Origin of the sequence: Pantoea sp. ACRSB (assembly GCF_022346905.1) — a bacterium.
GTDB lineage: Bacteria > Pseudomonadota > Gammaproteobacteria > Enterobacterales > Enterobacteriaceae > Pantoea > Pantoea piersonii.
This window is the reverse complement of record NZ_JAKRNL010000003.1, coordinates 31,347-54,635: the sequence shown is the minus strand read 5'-3', so window position 1 is coordinate 54,635 and position 23,289 is coordinate 31,347. Positions and strand designations below refer to the sequence as shown.

Below are 23,289 nucleotides of genomic sequence, written 5' to 3'. Positions count from 1 at the left end.
GGAAGAGGTAAAAGCCGCTAGAGTATCGGCGCAGCCAACGTAATGCCTGGAGAATGAAACCAATGTCTGGGAACGATCGCGAACCTATTGGGCGCAAAGGAAAACAGCCCAAGCCGCCGCGTAACGCTACGCGCCGGGGTCGCCGCAGGGATGAAGACGATTTTGATAATGATGATTTTGATGATGAGGTTGAGGAGAAAGCGCCTGTGCCGCGTAAAAGTAAAGGAAAGCGTCCGCCGCGCGGGAAGCGTCGCTGGTTAAGCTGGCTTATCAGGCTGTTCCTTGTGTTTGTGATCGTCATGGCCGTCTGGGGTGTTTACCTCGACTCTGAGATCCGCGCCCGCATCGACGGAAAAGTGTGGCAGCTACCCGCGACCGTTTATGGCCGCATGGTCAGCCTGGAACCAGGCATGGCCTACAACAAAAAAGAGATGATTGCGCTGCTGGAAGGCACGCAGTATCGCGAGGTGTCGCGCATTACGCGTCCCGGCGAGTTCTCGGTAAAAGGCAACACCATCGATCTGCTGCGCCGTCCGTTTGATTTCCCGGACAGCAAAGAGGGGCAGGTGCACGCGCAGATGGTGTTCGACGGTGATGAGCTGGGCGAAATTAAAAACATCGATTCCGGTCGCGATTTTGGCTTCTTCCGCCTCGATCCGCGCCTGATCACCATGTTGCAGTCGCCGAACGGCGAACAGCGCCTGTTTGTGCCGCGCGCCGGTTTCCCGGATCTGCTGGTCGATACGCTGATCGCCACCGAAGATCGTCATTTCTACGAGCATGACGGCATCAGCCCTTATTCTATCGGCCGCGCCTTCCTCGCCAATATCACCGCCGGGAAAGCGGTGCAGGGCGGCAGTACGCTGACGCAGCAGCTGGTGAAAAACCTGTTCCTGACCAACGAGCGTTCGCTGTGGCGTAAAGCGCGTGAAGCCTATATGGCGGTCATTATGGATGCGCGCTACAGCAAGGATCGCATTCTGGAGCTCTACCTGAACGAGGTCTATCTCGGTCAGGCGGGCAACGACCAGATCCGCGGTTTCCCGCTGGCGAGCCTCTACTATTTTGGCCGTCCGGTCGATGAACTGAGCCTCGATCAGCAGGCGATGCTGGTGGGCATGGTGAAAGGCGCCTCGCTCTATAACCCGTGGCGTAATCCGAAGCTGGCGCTGGAGCGACGCAACCTGGTGCTGCGTCTGCTGCAGCAGCAGAAGGTGATCGATCAGGAGCTGTATGACATGCTCTCGGCGCGTCCGCTCGGCGTACAGCCGAAGGGCGGCGTGATCACGCCGCAGCCCGCCTTTATGCAGATGGTGCGCAACGAGCTGCAGGCGAAGCTGGGCGATAAGGTAAAAGATCTCTCCGGCGTGAAGATCTTCACCACGCTCGATCCGGTATCGCAGGACGCAGCGGAAAAAGCGGTGCTTGACGGTATCCCGGCGCTGAAAAAACAGCGTGGCCTGAAAGATCTGGAAACCGCGATGGTGGTAGTTGACCGCTTCAGCGGCGAAGTGCGCGCCATGGTAGGCGGCGCGGATCCGCAGTTCGCCGGCTACAACCGCGCGCTGCAGGCGCGTCGTTCTATTGGCTCGCTGGCGAAACCGGCCACCTATCTGACCGCGCTCAGCCAGCCGAACACCTATCGTCTTAACAGCTGGATCGCCGATGAGCCTATCGCGCTGAAACAGCCGAACGGCAGCGTCTGGAAACCGATGAACGACGATCGTCGCTTCAGCGGCAAGGTGATGCTGGTGGATGCGCTGACCAACTCCATGAACGTGCCGACGGTAAACCTCGGTATGACGCTGGGGCTGGACGCGGTGGTGGATACCTGGACCAAACTGGGCGTACCGAAAGATCAGCTGAACCCGGTGCCAGCGATGCTGCTCGGCGCGCTGAACCTGACGCCGATTGAAGTGGCGCAGGCGTTCCAGTCGATCGCCAGCGGCGGCAACCGCGCGCCGCTCTCGGCGGTGCGTTCCGTTATCGCGGAAGACGGCACAGTGCTCTATCAGAGCTTCCCGCAGGCGCAGCGCGTAGAGCCGGCGCAGGCCGCCTATCTGACGCTCTACACGATGCAGCAGGTAGCCGATCACGGTACGGCGCGGGCGCTGGGCGCGCGTTATCCCAAAGCGCATCTGGCGGGCAAAACCGGCACCACTAACGACCTGATCGACAGCTGGTTCGCCGGCGTCGACGGCAAAGAGGTCGCTATTACCTGGGTGGGCCGCGACAATAACCAGCCAAGCAAGCTGTACGGCGCAAGCGGCGCGATGCAGATCTATCGTCGCTACCTGGACAACCAGGCGCCAATGCCGCTGGTGCTGACGCCGCCGGAAGATGTCTCCATGATGAACATCGACTCAGCGGGCAATTTCGTTTGCGGCAACGGCAGCAGCACCTGGCGTTCGCTGCCGGTATGGGCGCTCGATCCCGACGCGCTCTGCCAGCAGCAGCAACAGCTGTTCCAGCAGCAGCAACAGCAGTTGCAGGAGCAGCAGAACCAGCAGCAAAATCAGCAGCAGATGCAGCAGCAGCAACAACAGCCGCAGCAGCAGCAGAAAGAGAGCGACGGCGTCGCCGGCTGGATTAAAGATATGTTCGGCGGTAACTAAAACGTCGGTTAAAAAGGGCGCTACGGCGCCCTTTTTTTGTGCCTGATCAATACTGCGCGAATGCCCGCCAGACGGCGCTGCGCGCGGGATTATCCCTTGCAGAAAAGTAAGAGTTTCGCCTAAAATCCATTCGGCATAATAATCATTCTCGTTTCCATTCGCCTGCCCACATTATTCAAGAGACACTACTATGAATGCGCGAACGACTTTTCCTTGTTACCTGCGCGGCGCGCTTGCTCGCCGTCCGCTGGCTTTGAGCATTGCCGTCATTCTGGGCTCAGTAAGCGCCTCCGCGCTGGCTGAGGAGACGCTGGTGGTTTCGTCAGATGCTGCTTCTGCCGCGGCGCAGGAGAGCGCATGGGGCCCGGCGCCGACTATCGCCGCCAGACAGAGCGCCACCGGCACCAAAACCGATACGCCGATTGAGAAAAACCCGCAGTCGGTTTCGGTGGTGACGCGCGAAGAGATGGAAAAGCGTCAGGTAACATCGGTAAAAGAGGCGTTCAACTACACGCCGGGCGTCCTGACCGGCAACCGCGGCAGCTCGCAGGTGATCGATGCGCTGTCGATTCGCGGCTTTAGCGAAACCAACACCAACCAGTATCTTGACGGCCTGAAGCTGCAGGGCGACAACTATTCTGAATTCGCTATCGATCCTTACTTCCTGGAGCGCGCCGAGCTGCTGCGCGGCCCGGTTTCAGTGCTCTACGGCAAGAGCAATCCCGGCGGCGTAGTAGCGCTGGTGAGCAAGCGTCCAACACAGGAAACGCTGCGCGAAGTGCAGTTCCAGATGGGCAGCGACAACCTTTTCTCTACCGGGTTCGATTTCGGCGGCTCGCTGGATGACGACGGCGTCTACAGCTACCGCCTGACCGGCCTTGCGCGCAGCGCCGACGCGCAGCAGGAGCGGAATAAAGAGAAACGCTACACCATTGCGCCCTCGTTCAGCTGGCGTCCGGACGAAAATACCCGCTTCGACCTGCTGACCTATTTCCAGAACGAGCCGGAAACCGGCTATTACGGCTGGCTGCCGCGTCAGGGTACGGTAGTGCCGATCAGGCGCGCAGACGGCAGCGAATACAAGCTGCCGACTAATTTTGATGAAGGCGAAGAGAGCAACAGAATCTCGCGCAACACCAAAATGGTGGGTTACAACTTCGAGCACAGCTTCAACGAGACCTGGACGGTACGTCAGAACCTGCGCTACGCCGATCTGCGCACCGACTATCGCAGCATTTACGGCAACGGCTTTGATGCCGCTACCCAGTCAATTACGCGCGGTTCGGCGGTCTCTGAGGAAGAGCTGAATCAGTTCGCCGTCGATACCCAGGCGCAGGCTAAATTCGCCACCGGCGCGCTGGACCATACGCTGCTGCTGGGCGTGGATTTCCAGCGCACGCGTAACGATATCAATGCGCAATTTGGCAGCGCCAGCAGCCTGAACGCCGTTAACCCGCAATATGGCGATGAGAGCGTTACGCCGTTCGATCCTTTCCAGCACCTTGATAAACAGCGTCAGACCGGCCTTTATGCGCAGGATCAGATGGCGTGGAACCGCTGGGTGCTGACGCTGGGCGGCCGTTACGATTACGCCATGACGTCGGTATACAATCGTTTTAGCGGAGCCTTCGATCGCCAGAACGATCAGGCCTTTACCTGGCGTGGCGGTCTGAATTATGTGTTCGATAACGGTATCGCGCCCTACTTCAGCTACAGCGAAGCCTTTATTCCCAACTCTGGTTCTACCTACGCAGGTCAGGCTTTTGATCCTTCACGCGCCAAACAGTATGAAGCGGGCGTGAAATATGTGCCGAAGGATCGCCCGATCACCATGACCGCTGCGGTTTATCAGCTGACCAAAACTAAAAACCTGACGGCCGATCCGGTAAATAAATTATTCAGCGTGCAGAGCGGCGAAATCCGCTCGCGCGGCGTAGAGCTGGAGGCGAAAGCGGCAGTTAACGCCAATATCGACCTGACGGCCGCCTACACCTACACCGACGCGGAATATACCCACGATACACAGCTGAAAGGGCGCACGCCGGTGCAGGTGCCAAAGCATATGGCGTCGCTGTGGGCGGATTATACCTTCCATGAGACCGCGCTCTCCGGCGTCACCGTCGGCGCAGGCGTGCGTTACGTTGGCGAAAGCAAAGGATTGTATGAGGAAAATGAGCGCAACGGCGCGAACTCAAACCAGAACTTCGATGTCGCTGGCTACACCACAGTCGATGCGACGCTGAAATATGATCTGGGCCGTTTCGGTCTGCCTGGCTCGTCAGTGGGCGTCAACGTGAAAAACCTGTTTGACCGCGACTATGTGGCCAGCTGTTACCGCGACTACGCCTGCTACTGGGGCGCAGAGCGACAAATCATCGGCACCGCTACTTTCCGTTTCTGATGCAACCGGGCGCCGCGGCGCCCGTTTAACCTGGGATGACCATGCAGCCTCCGCACGACGCAGCCACTTTTACGCTGGATAATGTCAGCTTTCACGTGCCCGGCCGCACGCTGCTGCATCCGCTCTCATTAACCTTTCCGCCTGGCAAAGTCACCGCGCTTATCGGCCACAACGGCTCCGGCAAGTCCACGCTGTTAAAAATGCTGGGACGGCACCAGACCGCCAGCGAGGGACGCGTACTGCTCAACGGTACGCCGGTCGAAGCCTGGAACAGTAAAGCCTTTGCGCGCGAGGTCGCCTATCTGCCGCAGCAGCTGCCTGCCGCCGAAGGCATGACGGTACGCGAGCTGGTGGCGATTGGACGCTACCCGTGGCATGGCGCGCTGGGCCGTTTTACTCAGGAAGATCGCGTTCGGGTGGAGGAGGCGATCGCGCAGGTCGGGCTGAAGCCGCTCGCCGCGCGCCTGGTGGACAGCCTCTCCGGCGGCGAGCGTCAGCGCGCCTGGCTGGCGATGCTGGTGGCGCAGAACAGCCGCTGTCTGCTGCTGGATGAACCGACGTCGGCGCTGGATATCGCCCATCAGGTCGAGGTGCTGGCGCTGATCCAGCGTCTCAGCCGCGAGCGCGGCCTGACGGTCATCGCCGTACTGCACGATATCAATATGGCTGCGCGCTACTGCGACCATCTGGTGGCGCTGCGCGGCGGTAAAGTTATCGCCGAAGGCGCGGCGGATGCCATTATGCAGCCCGACGTGCTGGGCGCGATTTACGGTATTCCTATGGGCATTCTGCCGCACCCCCAGGGCGGGGCGGCGGTTAGCTTTGTCTACTGAGGGCCTGAGCATGGAGATCACGCGTCGTCGCCTGCTGGCGGCACTGGCTGTCTCGCCCTGGCTGAGCGTCTTGCCGCTGCGCGCCGCGACCCTGCCTGAGCAGCAGCGCATTATTGCGCTGGAGTGGCTGCCGACCGAGCTGCTGCTGGCGCTCGGCGTCGCGCCGCTGGCCGTCGCCGATACCCGCAACTACAACGTCTGGGTCGGCCAGCCGCCGCTGCCGCCGCATACGGTGGACGTAGGGCTGCGCACCGAACCCAATCTGGAACTGATGACGCAGCTGCAGCCGTCGCTAATTCTCTGTTCAAACGGCTACGGCCCGTCGCCGCAAAAACTCCAGCGCATCGCGCCGATCATGGGCTTCGACCTTAATCGCGGCGACGGCAAACCGCTCTCAGCCGCGCGTGATTCACTGCGTGCGCTGGCGGCGCGTATCGGTCGTGAAGCGGAAGCGGAGGCGCATCTGCAGCAGCTGGATCAAGCGCTGGCCGCCGCGCGTCAGCGGCTCGCGCCCTATGCGAAGCGTCCGGTGTTGCTGATGTCGCTGATGGACAGCCGTCATGCGCTGGTCTTCGGCAAAAACAGCCTGTTTCTGGAAGTGATGGAGCAGCTTGGGCTGACCAACGCGTGGCAGGGCGAAACCAACTTCTGGGGCAGCGCGGTCACGGGCATCGAACGGCTGGCGCATTTGCGTGACGCAGAGGCTATCTGCTTCGATCATGATAACGACGCCGATATGGCGCAGCTCGGGCGCAGCCCGCTGTGGCAGGCGCTGCCGTTTGTTCGTGCCGGACGCTTTCAGCGGGTTCCGGCGGTGTGGTACTACGGCGCGACGCTGTCGGCGCTGCATTTTGTTCGCGTGCTGGAACGCGCGCTGGAGACGCGCTGATGCGCCATCGTTATTTTCCTGCTGCGCTGCTGAGCCTGCTGTTTGTGCTGGCGCTGCTGCTGAGCATTATTAATCTGCGCGCGGCGCTGCCGTCGGCGCAATGGTCGCAGGGTCTGCTGTCGCCGGATCAGAACAACATCGATCAGATGCTGTTTCACTATAGCCTGCTGCCGCGGCTCGGGCTGGCGCTGCTGGTCGGCGCCGGGCTGGGGCTGGCGGGGCTGCTGTTTCAGCAGGCGCTGCGCAACCCGCTGGCGGAGCCGACGACGCTGGGCGTTTCGTCTGGCGCGCAGCTCGGCATTACCGTCGCCACGCTGTGGCAGCTGCCGGGCGGCGCGGCGACGTCGCAGCTGGCGGCACTGATCGGCGCGCTGGCAGTGGGCGCGGTGGTATTCGGCGTCGCCTGGGGCAAACGGCTGTCGCCGGTCACGCTGATCCTCTCCGGGCTGGTGCTGAGCCTCTACAGCGGCGCGGTGAACCAGATCTTCGCCATATTCAATCACGACCAGCTGCAGAATATGTTCCTGTGGAGCACCGGCACGCTGAACCAGATGGGCTGGGAGAACGTCAGCCTGCTCTGGCCGCGTCTGCTGCTCGCCTTTGTGCTGGCGCTGGCGCTGCTGCGTCCGCTGACGCTGATGGGGCTGGATGACGGCGTAGCGAAGAACCTCGGCCTGGCGCTGGCAATGGCGCGCGTCGGCACGCTGGCGCTGGCGATCCTGCTCAGCGCGCAGCTGGTGAGCGTGGCGGGCATTATCGGCTTTATTGGCCTGTTCGCGCCGCTGCTGGCGAAGCTGCTGGGCGCGCGTCGACTGTTAAGCCGCATGCTGCTGGCGCCGCTGATCGGCGCGCTGCTGCTGTGGCTGGCGGATGCCTGCGTGCTGTGGCTCACCGCGCACTGGCGCGAACTCTCCACCGGCACGCTGACCGCCCTGACGGGGGTGCCGCTGCTGCTCTGGCTGCTGCCGCGCCTGCGCACCGGCTCGGTGCCGCCCGCGCTCGACAGCGGGGATAAGGTACCGGCTGAACGCCACGCGGTGCTGCGCTGGGCGCTACTCGGCCTGGCGCTGCTTGCGCTGCTGACGTGGGCCGCGCTCGCCTTCGGCCGCGACGCACACGGCTGGCTATGGTCGAGCGGCGAGCTTTTCCACCAGATACTGCCGTGGCGCGCGCCGCGTCTGCTGGCAGCGCTGGCGGTGGGGCTGATGCTCGGCGTGGCGGGCAGTCTGATCCAGCGCCTGACCGGCAATCCAATGGCGAGCCCGGAGGTGCTGGGCATCAGCTCCGGCGCGGCGTTCGGCGTGGTAGTGATGCTGTTTTTCGTGCCGGGCGACGCGCTGGCGTTTCTGCTGCCGGCGGGCGCGCTGGGTGCAGCGGGAACGCTGCTGATTATTATGCTGGTGGCGAGCCGCGGCGGCTTTTCGCCGGAGCGTATGCTGCTGGCGGGGATGGCTCTTAACAGCGCCTTCGTTACGCTGCTGATGCTGCTGCTGGCGAGCGGCGATCCGCGCATGGGCGGCCTGCTGAGCTGGATTTCCGGTTCAACCTATAACGTCAGCGAAAAGGCGGCGCTGCAGAGCGCCCTGCTGGCGCTGGTGCTGACGGCGCTGGCGCCGCTCGCCAGCCGCTGGCTGACGCTGCTGCCGCTGGGTTCCGCTACGGCGCGCTCGGCGGGCATGGCGCTGAACGCCTCGCGTCTGGCGCTGCTGCTGCTGGCGGCCGCGCTGACCGCCGCCGCGACGCTGACGATCGGTCCGCTGAGCTTTATCGGCCTGATGGCGCCGCATATCGCGCGCATGCTTGGCTTCCGCCGCGCGCTGCCGCAGATGACGATGGCGGGGCTGTTTGGCGCGGGCCTGATGCTGCTGGCCGACTGGTGCGGACGTATGCTGGCGTTCCCGGATCAGATACCGGCGGGACTGATGGCGACCTTCCTCGGCGCGCCTTACTTTATCTGGCTATTAAGGCGTTCCCGGTAAAAGCTTTCACAGGTGGCGTCCGCGTTGACGCCTTTTGTACCCGCAAAAAAAAGACCGGCATCTGCCGGTCTTTTACTTACTCTCTTTTTTACAGCTTCGCAAAACAGCGACGCGCGGCGTCAACGGTGCGCTCAATATCTTCGGCGCTGTGCGCCAGCGACATAAAGCCCGCTTCGAAGGCGGAAGGGGCAAGGTAAACGCCCTCTTCAAGCATCAGGTGGAAGAAGCGCTTAAAGCGCTCTACGTCGCACTTCGTCACGTCGGCGTAGCAGGTAACGCTGTCGGCGTCGGTGAAGAAAATACCGAACATGCCGCCAACGTAATTCACCACCAGCGGAATATTTTCCGCCTGCGCCGCCGCCAGCAGGCCCTGCGCCAGCTGCGTGGTGCGCTCGGTCAGCGTCTGGTGGGTGCCCGGCTGAGCGATCTGCGTCAGGCAGGCGAAACCGGCCGCCATCGCAATCGGGTTGCCGGAGAGCGTGCCCGCCTGGTAGACCGGGCCGGTCGGGGCCAGCGCGTCCATCACTTCGCGGCGTCCGCCAAAGGCGCCTACCGGCATACCGCCGCCGATAATCTTGCCGAGACAGGTGAGATCCGGACGCACATTGTAATACTCCTGCGCGCCGCCCAGCGCGACGCGGAAGCCGGTCATCACTTCGTCGATGATCAGCAGCGCGCCAAACTCGTCGCACAGCGCGCGCAGGCCAGGCAGGAACGCCGGAAGCGGCGGAATACAGTTCATATTGCCCGCGACCGGCTCGACGATGATACAGGCGATATCATCAGGATACTGCTCAAACGCGGCGCGTACGGAGTCGAGATCGTTATAGGTGCAGGTCAGGGTGTGTCTGGCGAAATCCGCCGGCACGCCAGGGGAGTTAGGCTGGCCAAGCGTCAGCGCGCCGGAACCCGCTTTTACCAGCAGGCAGTCGGCGTGGCCGTGGTAGCAGCCTTCAAACTTAATGATCTTGTCGCGGCCGGTAAAGCCGCGCGCCAGACGAATGGCGCTCATGGTCGCTTCGGTGCCGGAGTTAACCATACGCACCATATCCATGCTCGGCACCAGCTCGCACACCAGCTGCGCCATTTTCACTTCCATCTCGGTGGGCGCGCCGAAGCTCAGGCCGCGCGCTGCGGCTTCAATTACCGCGTTGCGGATCTCGACGTTGTTGTGGCCCAGCACCATCGGCCCCCATGAACCGACATAGTCGATATAGGCTTTGCCGTCGGCGTCATACAGGCAGGCGCCGTCGGCGCGCTCGATGAACAGCGGCGTGCCGCCTACGCCGTTAAACGCGCGCACCGGCGAGTTAACGCCGCCGGGGATCAGGCGTTGCGCTTCGGCAAACAGGTTTTCGGACTTACTCATTTATTCGGCTCCAGCGGTTCATAAAAAATCTCGCGCCATTCTACGGGAAGATAACGACATGAAGAAAGGGCGGAAAGGGCGCGCTATACTTACCTTAGCTGAAGGCCGGAGGCACGCAGTGCGAAGGGCAAAACTTGATTGCGCTATCGCGCTGGAAGATAATACGGCAATTGAGGTCGTTTTATGACCTGGACGTTTACCGGAGTATGAAATGAGTGATGATGTTGCAGCACTGCCGTTACAGTTTACCGATGCGGCGGCCAGCAAGGTAAAAAACCTGATTGCTGATGAAGAGAATCCCGATCTGAAACTGCGCGTCTATATCACCGGCGGCGGTTGCAGCGGCTTCCAGTATGGTTTCACCTTTGACGACAAAATGAATGACGGCGACATGACCATTGAGAAGCAGGGCGTGGCGCTGGTGGTCGATCCGATGAGCCTGCAATACCTGGTTGGCGGCTCGGTGGATTATACCGAAGGTCTGGAAGGATCGCGTTTCATCGTGACCAACCCTAACGCCAAAACCACCTGCGGCTGCGGCTCCTCCTTCAGCATCTGATGCAAAAAGGCCGTCTTGCGACGGCCTTTTCATTACCATTCTACGGTTATCAGCTTCGCCGTTTCCTTACGCATCGCATCCTTTTTTAGCACGCTTTCCGTCACGCGCGGCTGCGCGTTAGCGCGGCGACCGCAATCGATCTGCGGCAGCGCCCGTTGCGGCTGGCTGTTAATTTCACAGCGCGAAAAGATAATCAGCTGAACGCCTATCGTTCCCGTGGTCGACGCAGTCGCAAAGGGCGCGACGATCGCGATCGCGAAGGCCAGCAGCAAGGCTCTGGACATGTTGGATTCCTGGTGTAGCAAAAAATGCGCGGTGCGCATAAAAGGACGCTGAGCTTACGTGGCATCAACGTCTCGTTTCCTAATTAACGGCAAAATTAGCGGGATCTTTAATCGCTTTCTGCTGGTTTATTGTTCCGGATGCAGGGCGGCGCAGAGCCGTTTTGCCGCCAGCAGCATACGCGGGCCGGGTCGGCTGATCCAGTCATCATCAATGGCGATAACCGGTACGTTTAGCTGGGGTTGCCAGAAGCGGGAAACGTTTTGCGCCTGAGCGGCGCTGCCGCCGATAACGATAGCCTGCGGATGACGCATCAGTACCTGCTCGCGGCTGACCTGCGGCCAGCTGACGCGGCTGTCGGCAAAGATATTCTTTCCGGCGCACAGCGCAATGATGTTGTTTTGCAGGGTATCGCGTGCGGCGGTAAACAGCGGCTGCTGGCCGAACTGAAGAAAGAGCGGCACCGCAGGCAGCGCAGCGTAGCGCGCGCGCAGAGAGGTTACTTGCTGCCTGAGCTGCTGCGCGGCGTTTAGCGCCTGCTGCGGCTGCGGGCTCCAGCGCCGCAGCGCCGCCACGGCATCCGCCATCTCATCCAGCGAGCCGGGATCGATCCACTCGACGTTAACCCCGAGCTGCTTTAGCTGATCGATCTGGCGCTGCGGGTTGCCGCCGCGCCAGGCCAGCACCACGTCCGGTTTCAGCGCCAGAATACGTTCGACTTTAATGCCTTGCCAGTTGGCGACCTGCTCCAGCTCTTTAGCGGCGGGCGGATAGTCGGACCAGGCGCTGACCGCCACCGGCGTAATGCCTGCGGCGAACGCCATTTCGGTGAGATGCGGCGCGAGGGTAATAACGCGCGGTGCGGCGAACAGGCTGCTGCAAAACAGCAGCCCGATCAGCCAGAGCAGCTTAGCCACGCGCCAGGCGCGCCAGCAGCTTCTCCACCATAAGCGACGACTGCTGTGCCGCGACGCTGAGGAACTCTTCAAAGCTCAGATGCGACGCCTTATCAGCCACGTCGGAAATGGCGCGCACTACCACGAAAGGCACCTTGAACTGGTGGCAGACATGGCCGATAGCGGTGGCTTCCATCTCTACGGCGATCGCCTGCGGGAAGGTGTTACGAATGCGCGCCAGCGGCTCAGCGCCGTTGATAAAGGCGTCGCCGCTAACCACCAGGCCGCGTACGGCGTTCAGGTTCAGCTCGCTGATGCAGGCCTCTGCGGCGGCAATCAGCTGCGCATCAGCGGTAAAGGCTGCCGGGCAGCCCGCCATCTGGCCCGGCTCGTAGCCGAAGGCGGTGACGTCGGCGTCGTGATAGCGCACTTCGTCAGAGACGACGATATCGCCGACGGAGAGGGTAGGGGCCAGGCCGCCAGCCGATCCGGTGTTGATCACCAGGTCTGGCTTGCACAGCTCAAGCAGCAGCGTGGTACCCAGCGCCGCCGAGGTTTTACCGATACCCGATTTCAGCAGAGCGACCTCAACGCCGTTAAGCGTGCCGGTGTAAATTTCGCAGCCGGCCAGCGTCAGGGTCTGGCGGTTCTCGATTTTGTCGCGCAGCAGGGTAACTTCCTGCTCCATCGCGCCAATAATGCCTGCTTTCATAAAAGAGTCTCGCTAATGTGGTGGAAGTAGTCGTAAAAAGTGAGGCATAGTCTAGCATGGCTGGCAGGGGATTGATTCACGAAGTAATAAGGGGTAACGATGGCGACGGTCAATTTCAGGAAGAAGATAAGTTTTACCCGCCCTTATAACACGCGCAAAGAGCCGGAAGGGGAATACTATATTACCCGCCACTTTGAGAGCGATCGTGGCCGTATTATCAACTCGGCGGCGATTCGCCGACTCCAGCAAAAAACCCAGGTCTTTCCGCTGGAGCGCAATGCCGCGGTACGCTCGCGCCTGACCCATTCGCTGGAAGTGCAGCAGACGGGACGCTATATCGCCAAAGAGATCCTGCAAACCCTGAAGAATCAGGGCGGCCTGGCGCAGTACGGGCTGGATGAGATGGAGGGGGCGTTTGAAAGCCTGGTGGAGATGGCCTGCCTGCTGCACGACGTGGGCAACCCGCCTTTCGGCCATTTCGGCGAAGCCGCCATCAACGACTGGTTTGAAGAGCATCTTCCTCTGGAGCTGGTCGACCCGCTGGTGGCAGGCGTTGAAGGCGACCAGCAGCGCGCCGATTTTGAGCGGCTGAACGCCATGATCCGCCAGGATCTGTGCCATTTCGAAGGCAACGCGCAGGCGATCCGCATGGTGCATACTCTGCTGCAGCTTAACCTGAGCTACTCTCAGGTCGCCTGCATCCTGAAATATACCGCACCCGCCTGGTGGCAGGGCGAGAAGCCCGAGCAGTTCAGCGCCCTGATGAAAAAGCCCGGTTTTTATCTCTCCGAGCGGGAATATATTGCCGAACTGCGCGAAGCGACCAATATGGCCGAACACCATCGCTTTCCGCTGACCTATATTATGGAAGCGGCGGATGATATCTCTTACTGTATTGCCGATCTGGACGATGCCGTCGAGAAAGATATATTTAACATTGATGCTCTTTATGACTATTTATGTAAAAACTGGGGGCCGATAAAAAATAATGACGCCTTCAGTCGAACGGTTGGCGATGCCTGGCGAGAAGCCTGTAACAAAAAGCGTCGTAGCAGAAGCGATCAGTTCTTTATGTCATTACGCGTTAACGTGCAGAGCGTGCTGGTCAGCCACGCGGTTAAGCGTTTTGTCGATAATTTGTCCGCCATTTTCAATGGCGATTTTAATCATGCGCTATTAGAGGATGATGGCGAAGAGGGGCGTTTATTGCAGATGTTCAAAACGGTAGCGCGCCGTCATGTATTTAATCATGCCGAGGTTGAGCAGCTGGAATTACAAGGTTATCGTGTTATTAAGGGATTGTTAGAAATATATCAGCCTCTGATGTCGCTAACCTTTGAAGCTTTTACGACATTGATTAATGAAGATTTTCTCCGTCAGCACCCCATCGAAACCCGCCTGTTTCATAAGCTTTCCGGTAAACACCGTAAAGCCTATCAGCAAAAAATGCGGACGCTGACGGTCGAGCATAAATATCAGCGCCTGCTATGGGAGCGTTATTATCGCTTTCGCCTGATTCAGGACTATATTAGCGGGATGACCGATCTTTATGCGTGGGATGAGTATCGCCGACTGATGGCGGTGGAATAACAGGAGTTTTGTAAAGAGCGTGCATAAATTTTTACTTTTGCCGCAAACTTTTGCTGGAACTTCGCGATAAAAGATAAATCTCATAACTGACCACAGCAAGGGTCTGACGTTAATTACTGGATGAGACTAACACGAATGAAAAAAAACACCTTAACGTTGAGCGCGCTGGCGCTCAGTCTTGGCCTGGCGTTAAGCCCTGCCGCCGTTTTTGCCGCTGAATCGGCTTCTTCTACCAGTCAGCAACTACCGAGCCTGGCGCCGATGCTGGAAAAAGTGATGCCTTCGGTGGTCAGTATCAGCGTTGAAGGCAGCACCACGGTGAAAACGCCGCGTCTGCCGCAGCAGTTTCAGCAGTTCTTTGGCGATAATTCACCCTTCTGTCAGGAGGGATCGCCTTTCCTGAGTTCGCCGATGTGCCAGGGCGGCGCGGGTGGTGGTGGCAATACCCAGCAGGAAAAATTCCGCGCGCTGGGTTCCGGCGTCATCATCAACGCTGAAAAAGGGTACGTGGTGACCAATAACCACGTCGTCGACAACGCCACCAAAATCCAGGTGCAGCTCAGCGATGGCCGCCGCTACGATGGTAAAGTGATTGGCAAGGATCCGCGCTCTGATATCGCGCTGGTGCAGCTTATCGATGCGAAAAACCTGACGGCGATTAAAATCGCGGATTCCGATAACCTGCGCGTCGGCGACTACACCGTCGCTATCGGCAACCCGTACGGCCTGGGTGAAACCGTGACCTCGGGCATCGTCTCGGCGCTGGGCCGCAGCGGCCTTAACGTCGAAAATTACGAAAACTTCATTCAGACTGATGCGGCGATTAACCGCGGCAACTCCGGTGGCGCGCTGGTGAATCTCAACGGCGAGCTGATCGGCATTAACACCGCCATCCTCGCGCCGGACGGCGGCAATATCGGCATCGGCTTCGCTATCCCGAGCAATATGGTGAAAAACCTGACCGGCCAGATGGTGGAGTATGGTCAGGTAAAACGCGGCGAGCTGGGTATCCTCGGCGCTGAGCTTAACTCAGAGCTGGCGAAAGCGATGAAGGTCGATGCCCAGCGCGGTGCCTTTGTCAGCCAGGTGCTGCCGAACTCCGCCGCGGCGAAAGCGGGCGTGAAAGCAGGCGACGTGGTGGTGTCGATGAATGGCAAACCGCTGAGCAGCTTTGCCGCGCTGCGCGCCGAAGTCGGTTCGCTGCCGATTGGCACTAAACTGCAGCTCGGCCTGCTGCGTGACGGCAAACCGGTTAGCGTTACCGTTGAGCTGCAGCAGAGCACGCAGGATAAAGTGCAGTCGGCCACTATCTATACCGGGATTGAAGGCGCCGATCTCAGCAACGACAGCGGCAGCGATAAAGGGGTGCGCGTAGACAACGTTAAGCCCAACAGCGCTGCGGCGCGTATCGGCCTGAAAAAAGGCGACGTGATCCTTGGGGTTAACCAGCAGCGAGTCACTAACCTGGGCGAGCTGCGTAAAATTCTTGATACTAAACCTTCGGTACTGGCGCTTAACGTTAAGCGCGGCGACAGCAGCATCTATCTGCTGATGCAGTAACGCTATTTTCCCTCTCAGGCGGACTCCGGTCCGCCTTTTTATTTATGCTGGTCAGAGTGTGACCAGTGCCGCAAAACCTGTAAATCCCCCTCTTGCTCTGTGCATTTGCACAATGCCTGGCTCTGCAGCCATGCGTATGCTGTCTCTTCTACTCTCTGTCGGGATTAACAGATGGCAACCTATCATCTTGATGCGCGCCTCGCGCAGGATATTGTGGCGCGCACCATGAAGATTATTGACAGTAATGTCAACGTGATGGATGCGCGCGGGCGCATTATCGGCAGCGGCGATCGCGAGCGTATTGGCGAATTGCACGAAGGCGCGCTGCTGGTGCTGTCGCAGGGGCGGGTAGTGGACATCGACGAGGCGGTGGCGAAACATCTGCACGGCGTGCGGCCAGGCATCAATCTGCCGCTGCGCATTGACGGTGAAATCGTCGGGGTGATTGGACTGACCGGCGATCCGGTCGCGCTGCGTCACTACGGCGAGCTGGTCTGCATGACGGCGGAGATGATGCTGGAGCAGACGAGGCTGCTGCATATGCTGGCGCAGGACAGTCGTCTGCGTGAGGAGCTGGTGCTGAACCTGATCCGCAGCGAAACCCTGACGCCGCAGCTGACCGAATGGGCGCAGCGTCTCGGCATCGATCTTAACCAACCGCGCGTCGCGGCGGTGGTGGAGGTCGACAGCGGCCAGCTGGGCGTCGACAGCGCCATGTCTGAACTGCAGCAACTCCAAACGCTGCTCACCACGCCGGAGCGCGATAACCTGATCGCTATCGTTTCTCTGACGGAGATGGTGGTGCTGAAACCGGCGCTCAATGCGCATGGGCGCTACGATCAGGACGATCATCGCAAGCGCGTCGAACAGCTGCTGCAGCGTATGAAAGAGAGCGGGCAGGTGCGGATGCGCATCGCTCTCGGCAACTATTTCACCGGGCCGGGCAGCATTGCGCGCTCTTACCGCACCGCACGCACCACCATGATGGTCGGCAAGCAGCGTATGCCGGAGCTGCGCAGCTATTTCTATCAGGATTTAATGCTGCCGGTGCTGCTCGACAGCCTGCGCGGCGGCTGGCAGGCGAACGAGCTGGCGCGTCCGCTGGCGAGGCTGAAGAGTATGGACAATAACGGCCTGCTGCGGCGCACGCTGATCGCCTGGTTCACCCATAACGTGCAGCCCAGCGCCACGGCGCGCGCGCTCTTTATTCACCGCAACACGCTGGAGTATCGGCTTAACCGCATTTCAGAGCTGACCGGGCTGAACCTCAGCCAGTTTGACGATCGTCTGCTGCTCTATGTGGCTTTGCAGCTGGACGAGCAGAGTTAAGGCGACAAAAAGGCCAGCATTAGCTGGCCTTCAGGTTGACGATAAGCGGGGCGCTGGCGCGATTAGCGGCTGTTGCGGGTCAGCTTGTCCAGATCGCTCTCGATCTCGCTAATTTTATTGGTAACCACGCTCTCCAGATGACGCAGATCGGCAAGGATCTTGCGCTTCAGATCCACTTCCACCTGATCGCGCTGGCAAATCTGATCCAGCTCATCGATCACGTAGCGCAGATTTGGGCTGATCTCCTGCACCTCTTTGTAACCCTGGTTGATGTTATCCGCTACCACGGTTTTGCGCTGGCGCGGATACTTGAACTTCACGCTTTTAGCGAAGAACTCGCCTTTATCTTTGCGGAAGTAAATTTTCAGAATGTCGTTGTTGGCTTCCTGACGCAGGCTATAGCGATCGATATCGTCCGGGTTATTAATGCCTAAGCTTTTAAGATTGTCATACATAGCGATTTTTCCACCAAAAAGAGAGAAGCGCGCATCTGTGTTCATGGCACAAAAATAACTGTAGACAAAAAACGGATTGAACACTGCGCGACAGGAGATAACTGGCGCGGATTATGACCTGGGTGAAAAGTAAACGCACCTGTTAATTCGGTTCGCGAATCAGGTCAGAGAAGGGGGAAGTGTAAAGAAAATATGACGGGCCGGAAAGGCCCGCCGGGAAAGCTTAGTCGATAGTGCGCAGCAGTTCGTTAATGCCCACTTTGCCGCGCGTTTTCGCGTCGACTTTCTTCACGATCACCGCGCAGTAGAGGCTGTAGCTGCCATCTTTCGAAGGCAGGTTGCCGGAAACCACCACAGAGCCTGCCGGTACGCGGCCGTAATGCACTTCGCCCGTTTCGCGATCGTAGATTTTGGTGCTCTGGCCGATATAAACGCCCATGGAAATCACAGCGCCTTCTTCTACGATCACGCCTTCCACGATTTCAGAGCGCGCGCCGATGAAGCAGTTATCTTCAATGATGGTCGGGTTCGCCTGCAGCGGCTCCAGCACGCCGCCGATGCCGACGCCGCCAGAGAGGTGAACGTTTTTACCGATCTGCGCGCAGGAACCCACGGTCGCCCAGGTATCAACCATGCTGCCTTCGTCAACGTAAGCACCGATATTGACGTAAGAGGGCATCAGAACGGTATTGCGTGCGATATAGGCGCCCTGGCGCACCGCCGCAGGCGGCACGACGCGGAAGCCAGCCGCTTTAAAGCGCGCTTCGTCCCAGCCAGCAAATTTCATCGGCACTTTGTCATAAAAGCGGGTTTCCGCGCCTTCCATAACCTGGTTGTCGTTAATGCGGAACGACAGCAGAACTGCCTTCTTCAGCCACTGATGCGTTACCCACTGACCTTCGATCTTTTCCGCTACGCGCAGCGCGCCGCTGTCCAGCTGAGAGATGACCTCGTTGATGGCTTCACGGGTTACGGTGTCTACGCTCGCCGGGGTAATCTCGGCGCGGCGCTCGAAGGCCGTTTCAATAACGCTCTGTAACTGTTGCATAATTTTTTCCTGATCTGTCTGGTGCATGTCGGGCCACTTCCCGACACAAAGAATAAGTAAGTAAATCGATTGCGGTCACACTTTATCGTTTGGATTAAGGGCTTCTGTCAACCGTTGTTGCAATGCTTTGCGCATTTCCGCGTCAAGCGCGCGCCGCTCGCTGTTGGCCAGAATAAATAAATCCTCGACGCGTTCGCCAATGGTGCTGATGCGCGCGCCATGCAGCGAGACGCCCATATCGGCGAAGACTTCGCCGACGCGCGCCAGCAGGCCGGGCTGATCGAGCGCCACCAGTTCCAGATAGCTGCGGCGATCGGTATGGGTCGGCAAAAAGTTGACTTCGGTATCAACGCTGAAGTGGCGAAGCTTCGCTGACGCGCGGCGCATGCGCGGCGGGTGCCAGCTGGTCTGCGCAATCGCCTGCTCCAGCGCCTGACGGATCATCAGGTGGCGATCGGGTGCCAGCGGGCTGCCGTCCGGCTCCAGCACGATAAAGGTGTCCATCGCCATACCGTCGCGGCTGGTAAAAATCTGCGCGTCGTGCACGCTGAGATTGCGCCTGTCCAGCTCGCCCGCCACGGTGGCAAAAAGGTAAGGGCGGTCGGGGCTCCAGATAAAGATTTCGGTGCCGCCGCGCGTCGCCTGCGGGCTGACCAGCACCAGCGGCTGGCGAAGGTCGTGCTCCATTAAATGACGCGCGTGCCACGCGAGCTGGTTAGGCGTGTGGCGCAGGAAATAGTCGGCGCGACAGCGATTCCAGATATTGTGCAGCCGCTCCTCGTCAATATTATCCATACGCAGCAGCGCCAGCGCCTGAAGGCGGTGGTGACGCACGCGCTCGCGCAGATCCGGGCTGTTCTCCATGCCGCGCCGCAATTGCTTCTCGGTCGCGAAAAAGAGTTCGCGCAGCAGGCTCTGCTTCCAGCTGTTCCACAGGGTTTCGTTAGTGGCACAGATATCGGCCACGGTAAGGCAGACCAGATAGCGCAGCCGGTTTTCGTTCTGCATCACCTCGGCGAACTGCTGGATGACGGTAGGATCCTGGATATCGCGGCGCTGCGCGGTCACCGACATCAGCAGGTGGTGACGTACCAGCCAGGCGACCAGCTGCGTCTCCCGCGAATTCAGGCCGTGCAGCTCGGCGAACTCCAGCGCATCCTGCGCGCCGAGAATAGAGTGATCGCCGTTGCGGCCTTTGGCGATATCGTGCAGCAGCGCCGCCATCAACAGCAGCTCCTGCTGCGGCAGGCGCGGCCAGAGCTCGACGCAAAGCGGATGCATCGGGCGCGTCGCCTCGCTGGCAAAGCTCTCCAGCTTTTGCAGCACGCGGATGGTGTGCTCGTCGACGGTGTATGCGTGAAACAGGTCGAACTGCATCTGTCCGACGATATGTCCCCACAGCGGCGTATAGGCCCAGAGCACGCTGTGACGGTGCATCGGCAGCAGGGCGCGTTTGACCGCGCCGGGATGGCGCAAAATCGACATAAAGAGCTGACGCGCCTCCGGGATCTGACACAGCGGCTGCTTGAGATGGCGACGCGCGTAGCGCAGCTGGCGCAGGGTGGTTGAATAGATGCCGCGAATATTCTCGTTGCGCACCATCACGTAGAACATGCGCATAATCGCCTGCGGCTCGCGCTCAAACAGCGTTTCGTCGCGCAGGTCGATCAGATTGCCGCGCAGCTGGAAAGTATCGTCCAGCGGGCGGGGTTTTTCCGTCGTGGAGAGCGCCAGAATCGCTTCGTCGAACAGCTGCAGCAGCATCTGGTTAAGCTCGCCGATGCGGCGCGTGACGCGGAAGAAATCCTTCATCATTCGCTCGACCGGCTCGTTGCCTTCGCCCTGATAGTTAAGGCGCTGCGCGACGTTGAGCTGGCGATCGAACAGCAGCCGGTTGTCGTAGCGCGTCAACGTCAGATGCAGGGCAAAGCGGATGCGCCAGAGAAACGCCTGACACTCGTTAAGCTCGATGCGCTCGGCTTCGGTAAGAAAGCCGAACCCTACCATTTCATCCAGCGTGGTGGCGCCGAAGTGGCGGCGCGCCACCCACTGCAGCGTATGAATATCGCGCAGGCCGCCTGGGCTGCTTTTAATATCGGGCTCAAGGTTGTAGCTGGTGCCGTGATAACGCTGGTGGCGCGCCTGCTGCTCTTCGATCTTGGCAGCGTAAAAGGTCGCCGACGGCCAGAAGCCTTCGCTGAAGATATTCTTCTGCATCTCCAGAAACAGGGCGACGTCACCGGTCAGCATGCGCGACTCGATAAGGTTGGTGGCGACGGTCAGGTCGGCTAACCCCTCCAGCAGACACTCCTCCAGCGTGCGCACGCTGTGGCCTACCTCCAGCTTGAGATCCCACATCAGCGTCAGCAGTTCGCTGGTTTGCTGCGCGCTCGCGTCGTCGAGCGGCTCGCGGCTGAGGATCAGAATATCGACGTCGGAAAGCGGATGCAGTTCGCCGCGGCCGTAGCCGCCGACCGCGACCAGTGCGATAGCGGGCAGGGCGTCAAAGCCGTAAAAGCGCCACAGGCGACGCAGCAGGCGGTCGATAAACAGCGTGCGCGCCTCGATCAGGGCCTCAACCGATTCGCCGGCGTCGAACGCCGTGGAGAGAAAGGCATTAAAGGTTTCCAGCTTCTGCTTCAGGACGTCGCGGGTTAACTGCGCATCATCCCAGTGCGCCGGGGAGTCTTTCAGGCCGTCAATGACCTCATCCGTCAGGATCGCGCTCATACCGCTTCTCTCTTCTTGAGCCATAAAAAAACCGGCACAGGGCCGGCTTTTTATCAGTGGGGGACGTTTACCCTTCGTTGACCAGCACCGCGTCGATGGTGTCGTCGCTACGCAGGGTCAGGATTTCACAGCCGTTATCGGTCACCACAATAGTATGCTCGTACTGCGCGGACAAGCTGCGATCTTTAGTTTTTACCGTCCAGCCATCTTTCATGGTGCGGATGCGGTAGTCGCCAGCGTTGACCATCGGCTCGACGGTAAAGGTCATGCCCGCCTGCAGCACCACGCCGCCGTCATCCGCGTCGTAGTGCAGCACCTGCGGCTCTTCATGGAAGCCTTTGCCGATGCCGTGGCCGCAGTATTCGCGCACCACTGAAAAGTCGTGGGATTCGACATATTTCTGAATCGCGCGTCCCAGCTCGCGCAGGCGGATGCCCGGCTTCACCAGGCGCAGCGCCAGATAGAGGCTCTGCTGGGTGATATAGCACAGACGCTCGCCCTGGATGGTCGGCTTGCCTACGATAAACATCTTCGAGGTGTCGCCGTGGTACTCATCTTTGATAACGGTAACGTCGATATTGATGATGTCGCCATCCTTCAGCAGACGATCGTCGCTGGGAATGCCGTGACACACCACCTCGTTGACCGAGATGCAGACCGATTTCGGGAAGCCGTGGTAGCCGAGGCAGGCGGAGATGGCGTGCTGCTCGTTAGTAATGTAATCGTGACAGATGCGGTCCAGTTCGCCGGTAGAAACGCCCGGTTTAACGTGCGGTGCGATCATCTCCAGCACCTCGGCGGCCAGACGGCCCGCGACGCGCATTTTTTCGATTTCTTCAGGGGTTTTAATTGAAATTGCCATTAAATTAATCCGCAGTTGCCGAAAATTTCAGCAATAATGAACGATGTGCTGTCATGTTAGCAGCCGAAAACAAGGCAGCCAAACAGTTCGCGTCGCGCGGCCCCGCACTGAACAAATTCTGGCTTCAGCAGCCTGGTTGTGGTATAAAGCGCGCCGACGATTCTCTGTCAGGTGCGTAATGGCCGGCAGGAAGCGCGAATTGCATAATGTGTGAGCGAAATGAGAGCCAGTGTGCTCATCCGCCGCCGTTAGCAACAATCTCATTATGTGTACTAAAACACACATGTATCGACACATGCGCCGGGGTGCTTCGAAAGAGGTCGGTCGCATGGGATACATGGAGGCCCAACCCCAATCTAAATTTAGAGGTAATCATGGCAACTGTTTCCATGCGCGACATGCTCAAGGCTGGTGTTCACTTCGGTCACCAGACCCGTTACTGGAACCCGAAAATGAAGCCGTTCATCTTCGGTGCGCGTAACAAAGTTCACATCATCAACCTTGAGCAGACTGTACCGATGTTCAACAACGCTCTGGCTGAGCTGCACAAAATCTCTGCCCGTAAAGGCAAGATTCTGTTCGTCGGTACCAAGCGCGCTGCCAGCGAAGCGGTAAAAGAGTCTGCACTGAGCTGCGACCAGTTCTTCGTAAACCACCGCTGGCTGGGTGGCATGCTGACCAACTGGAAAACCGTTCGTCAGTCTATCAAACGTCTGAAAGACCTTGAGACTCAGTCTCAGGACGGCACCTTCGACAAACTGACCAAGAAAGAAGCGCTGATGCGCGGTCGCGAACTGGCCAAGCTGGAAAACAGCCTGGGCGGTATCAAAGACATGGGCGGTCTGCCGGACGCGCTGTTCGTTATCGATGCCGATCACGAGCACATCGCGATTAAAGAAGCAAACAACCTGGGTATCCCGGTATTTGCTATCGTTGATACCAACTCTGATCCAGACGGCGTTGACTTCGTTATCCCGGGTAACGACGATGCGATCCGTGCTGTTAGCCTGTACCTGACTGCCGTTGCCACTACCGTGCGCGAAGGCCGTTCACAGGACCTGGCTGAGCAGGCTGAAGAAGCGTCTTTAGAAAACGCTTAATAAGGTTCGCTCTGACAAAGAGCCCTTAGACATCAGATGTAATCTGTTAAGGGGCCAGTCTTGGCCCCTTTATTTTATCT

18 protein-coding genes are annotated in these 23,289 nt (G+C 59.4%); 10 read left to right on the top strand and 8 right to left on the bottom strand.

Going from position 1 to position 23,289, the window contains the following annotated elements:
• The first annotated feature begins 62 nt into the window (after positions 1-62).
• The 5 genes from mrcB to fhuB all read left to right on the top strand — a co-directional run bounded on the left by mrcB (position 63) and on the right by fhuB (position 8,717).
• Entirely contained in the window at positions 63-2,615 is a 2,553-nt protein-coding gene (gene mrcB / locus MHZ89_RS11145) for a bifunctional glycosyl transferase/transpeptidase (RefSeq protein WP_311783054.1), read from the top strand.
• Between the two features lie 190 nt (positions 2,616-2,805).
• Positions 2,806-5,016, top strand: a complete 2,211-nt coding sequence (fhuA, locus tag MHZ89_RS11140; RefSeq protein WP_311783053.1) for a ferrichrome porin FhuA — start codon at positions 2,806-2,808, stop codon at positions 5,014-5,016.
• Between the two features lie 41 nt (positions 5,017-5,057).
• Positions 5,058-5,849, top strand: coding sequence for a Fe3+-hydroxamate ABC transporter ATP-binding protein FhuC (fhuC, locus tag MHZ89_RS11135; RefSeq protein ID WP_311783052.1), 792 nt, complete (start codon positions 5,058-5,060; stop codon positions 5,847-5,849).
• Positions 5,850-5,859: 10 nt separating this feature from the next.
• Complete coding sequence (fhuD, locus tag MHZ89_RS11130; RefSeq protein WP_311783345.1) at positions 5,860-6,738, top strand: Fe(3+)-hydroxamate ABC transporter substrate-binding protein FhuD; 879 nt, start codon at positions 5,860-5,862, stop codon at positions 6,736-6,738.
• A complete protein-coding gene (gene fhuB / locus MHZ89_RS11125; RefSeq protein ID WP_311783051.1) occupies positions 6,738-8,717 on the top strand; it encodes a Fe(3+)-hydroxamate ABC transporter permease FhuB in 1,980 nt (659 codons plus the stop codon). Before fhuD ends, fhuB begins: the two co-directional genes overlap by 1 nt.
• A gap of 88 nt (positions 8,718-8,805) precedes the next feature.
• Here the strand turns inward: fhuB and hemL are convergent, their stop codons facing one another.
• Positions 8,806-10,086, bottom strand: coding sequence for a glutamate-1-semialdehyde 2,1-aminomutase (gene hemL / locus MHZ89_RS11120; protein ID WP_311783050.1), 1,281 nt, complete (start codon positions 10,084-10,086; stop codon positions 8,806-8,808).
• Positions 10,087-10,297: 211 nt separating this feature from the next.
• Between hemL and erpA the strand changes: the two genes are divergently transcribed.
• A complete protein-coding gene (erpA, locus tag MHZ89_RS11115) occupies positions 10,298-10,645 on the top strand; it encodes an iron-sulfur cluster insertion protein ErpA (RefSeq protein ID WP_033749565.1) in 348 nt (115 codons plus the stop codon).
• A 32-nt stretch (positions 10,646-10,677) separates the two neighbouring features.
• Here the strand turns inward: erpA and MHZ89_RS11110 are convergent, their stop codons facing one another.
• The 3 genes from MHZ89_RS11110 to mtnN all read right to left on the bottom strand — a co-directional run bounded on the left by MHZ89_RS11110 (position 10,678) and on the right by mtnN (position 12,535).
• The gene (locus tag MHZ89_RS11110) at positions 10,678-10,929 is read right to left on the bottom strand and encodes a hypothetical protein (RefSeq protein ID WP_311783049.1); all 252 of its coding nucleotides are present in this window, start codon (positions 10,927-10,929) and stop codon (positions 10,678-10,680) included.
• Positions 10,930-11,055: 126 nt separating this feature from the next.
• Positions 11,056-11,844 (bottom strand): vitamin B12 ABC transporter substrate-binding protein BtuF, encoded by a 789-nt coding sequence (btuF, locus tag MHZ89_RS11105; protein WP_311783048.1) that lies wholly within the window; start codon positions 11,842-11,844, stop codon positions 11,056-11,058.
• Complete coding sequence (mtnN, locus tag MHZ89_RS11100) at positions 11,837-12,535, bottom strand: 5'-methylthioadenosine/S-adenosylhomocysteine nucleosidase (protein WP_311783047.1); 699 nt, start codon at positions 12,533-12,535, stop codon at positions 11,837-11,839. Before mtnN ends, btuF begins: the two co-directional genes overlap by 8 nt.
• Positions 12,536-12,634: 99 nt before the next feature.
• On the opposite strand from mtnN, the gene dgt reads away from it, so the two are divergent.
• The 3 genes from dgt (at position 12,635) to MHZ89_RS11085 (ending at position 17,014) form a co-directional block, all read left to right on the top strand.
• Entirely contained in the window at positions 12,635-14,125 is a 1,491-nt protein-coding gene (gene dgt, locus MHZ89_RS11095) for a dGTPase (protein WP_311783046.1), read from the top strand.
• 135 nt (positions 14,126-14,260) lie between these two features.
• Entirely contained in the window at positions 14,261-15,685 is a 1,425-nt protein-coding gene (gene degP / locus MHZ89_RS11090) for a serine endoprotease DegP (RefSeq protein WP_311783045.1), read from the top strand.
• Between the two features lie 171 nt (positions 15,686-15,856).
• Positions 15,857-17,014 carry a CdaR family transcriptional regulator gene (locus tag MHZ89_RS11085; protein ID WP_120455826.1) on the top strand — a complete coding sequence of 386 codons (1,158 nt, stop codon included), beginning with the start codon at positions 15,857-15,859 and terminating at the stop codon, positions 17,012-17,014.
• A gap of 62 nt (positions 17,015-17,076) precedes the next feature.
• On the opposite strand, the gene MHZ89_RS11080 is transcribed toward MHZ89_RS11085, so the two are convergent.
• The 4 genes from MHZ89_RS11080 to map form a co-directional block, all read right to left on the bottom strand.
• Positions 17,077-17,469, bottom strand: coding sequence for a DUF3461 family protein (locus tag MHZ89_RS11080; protein ID WP_120455828.1), 393 nt, complete (start codon positions 17,467-17,469; stop codon positions 17,077-17,079).
• A gap of 223 nt (positions 17,470-17,692) precedes the next feature.
• Entirely contained in the window at positions 17,693-18,517 is an 825-nt protein-coding gene (dapD, locus tag MHZ89_RS11075) for a 2,3,4,5-tetrahydropyridine-2,6-dicarboxylate N-succinyltransferase (RefSeq protein WP_311783044.1), read from the bottom strand.
• Positions 18,518-18,592: 75 nt separating this feature from the next.
• Positions 18,593-21,247 (bottom strand): bifunctional uridylyltransferase/uridylyl-removing protein GlnD, encoded by a 2,655-nt coding sequence (gene glnD / locus MHZ89_RS11070; protein WP_311783344.1) that lies wholly within the window; start codon positions 21,245-21,247, stop codon positions 18,593-18,595.
• A 67-nt stretch (positions 21,248-21,314) separates the two neighbouring features.
• Complete coding sequence (gene map / locus MHZ89_RS11065; RefSeq protein ID WP_311783043.1) at positions 21,315-22,109, bottom strand: type I methionyl aminopeptidase; 795 nt, start codon at positions 22,107-22,109, stop codon at positions 21,315-21,317.
• 374 nt (positions 22,110-22,483) lie between these two features.
• Here map and rpsB point away from each other — a divergent pair, with 374 nt between their 5' ends.
• Positions 22,484-23,209, top strand: coding sequence for a 30S ribosomal protein S2 (gene rpsB / locus MHZ89_RS11060; protein ID WP_147402107.1), 726 nt, complete (start codon positions 22,484-22,486; stop codon positions 23,207-23,209).
• The last annotated feature ends 80 nt before the right edge of the window (positions 23,210-23,289 follow it).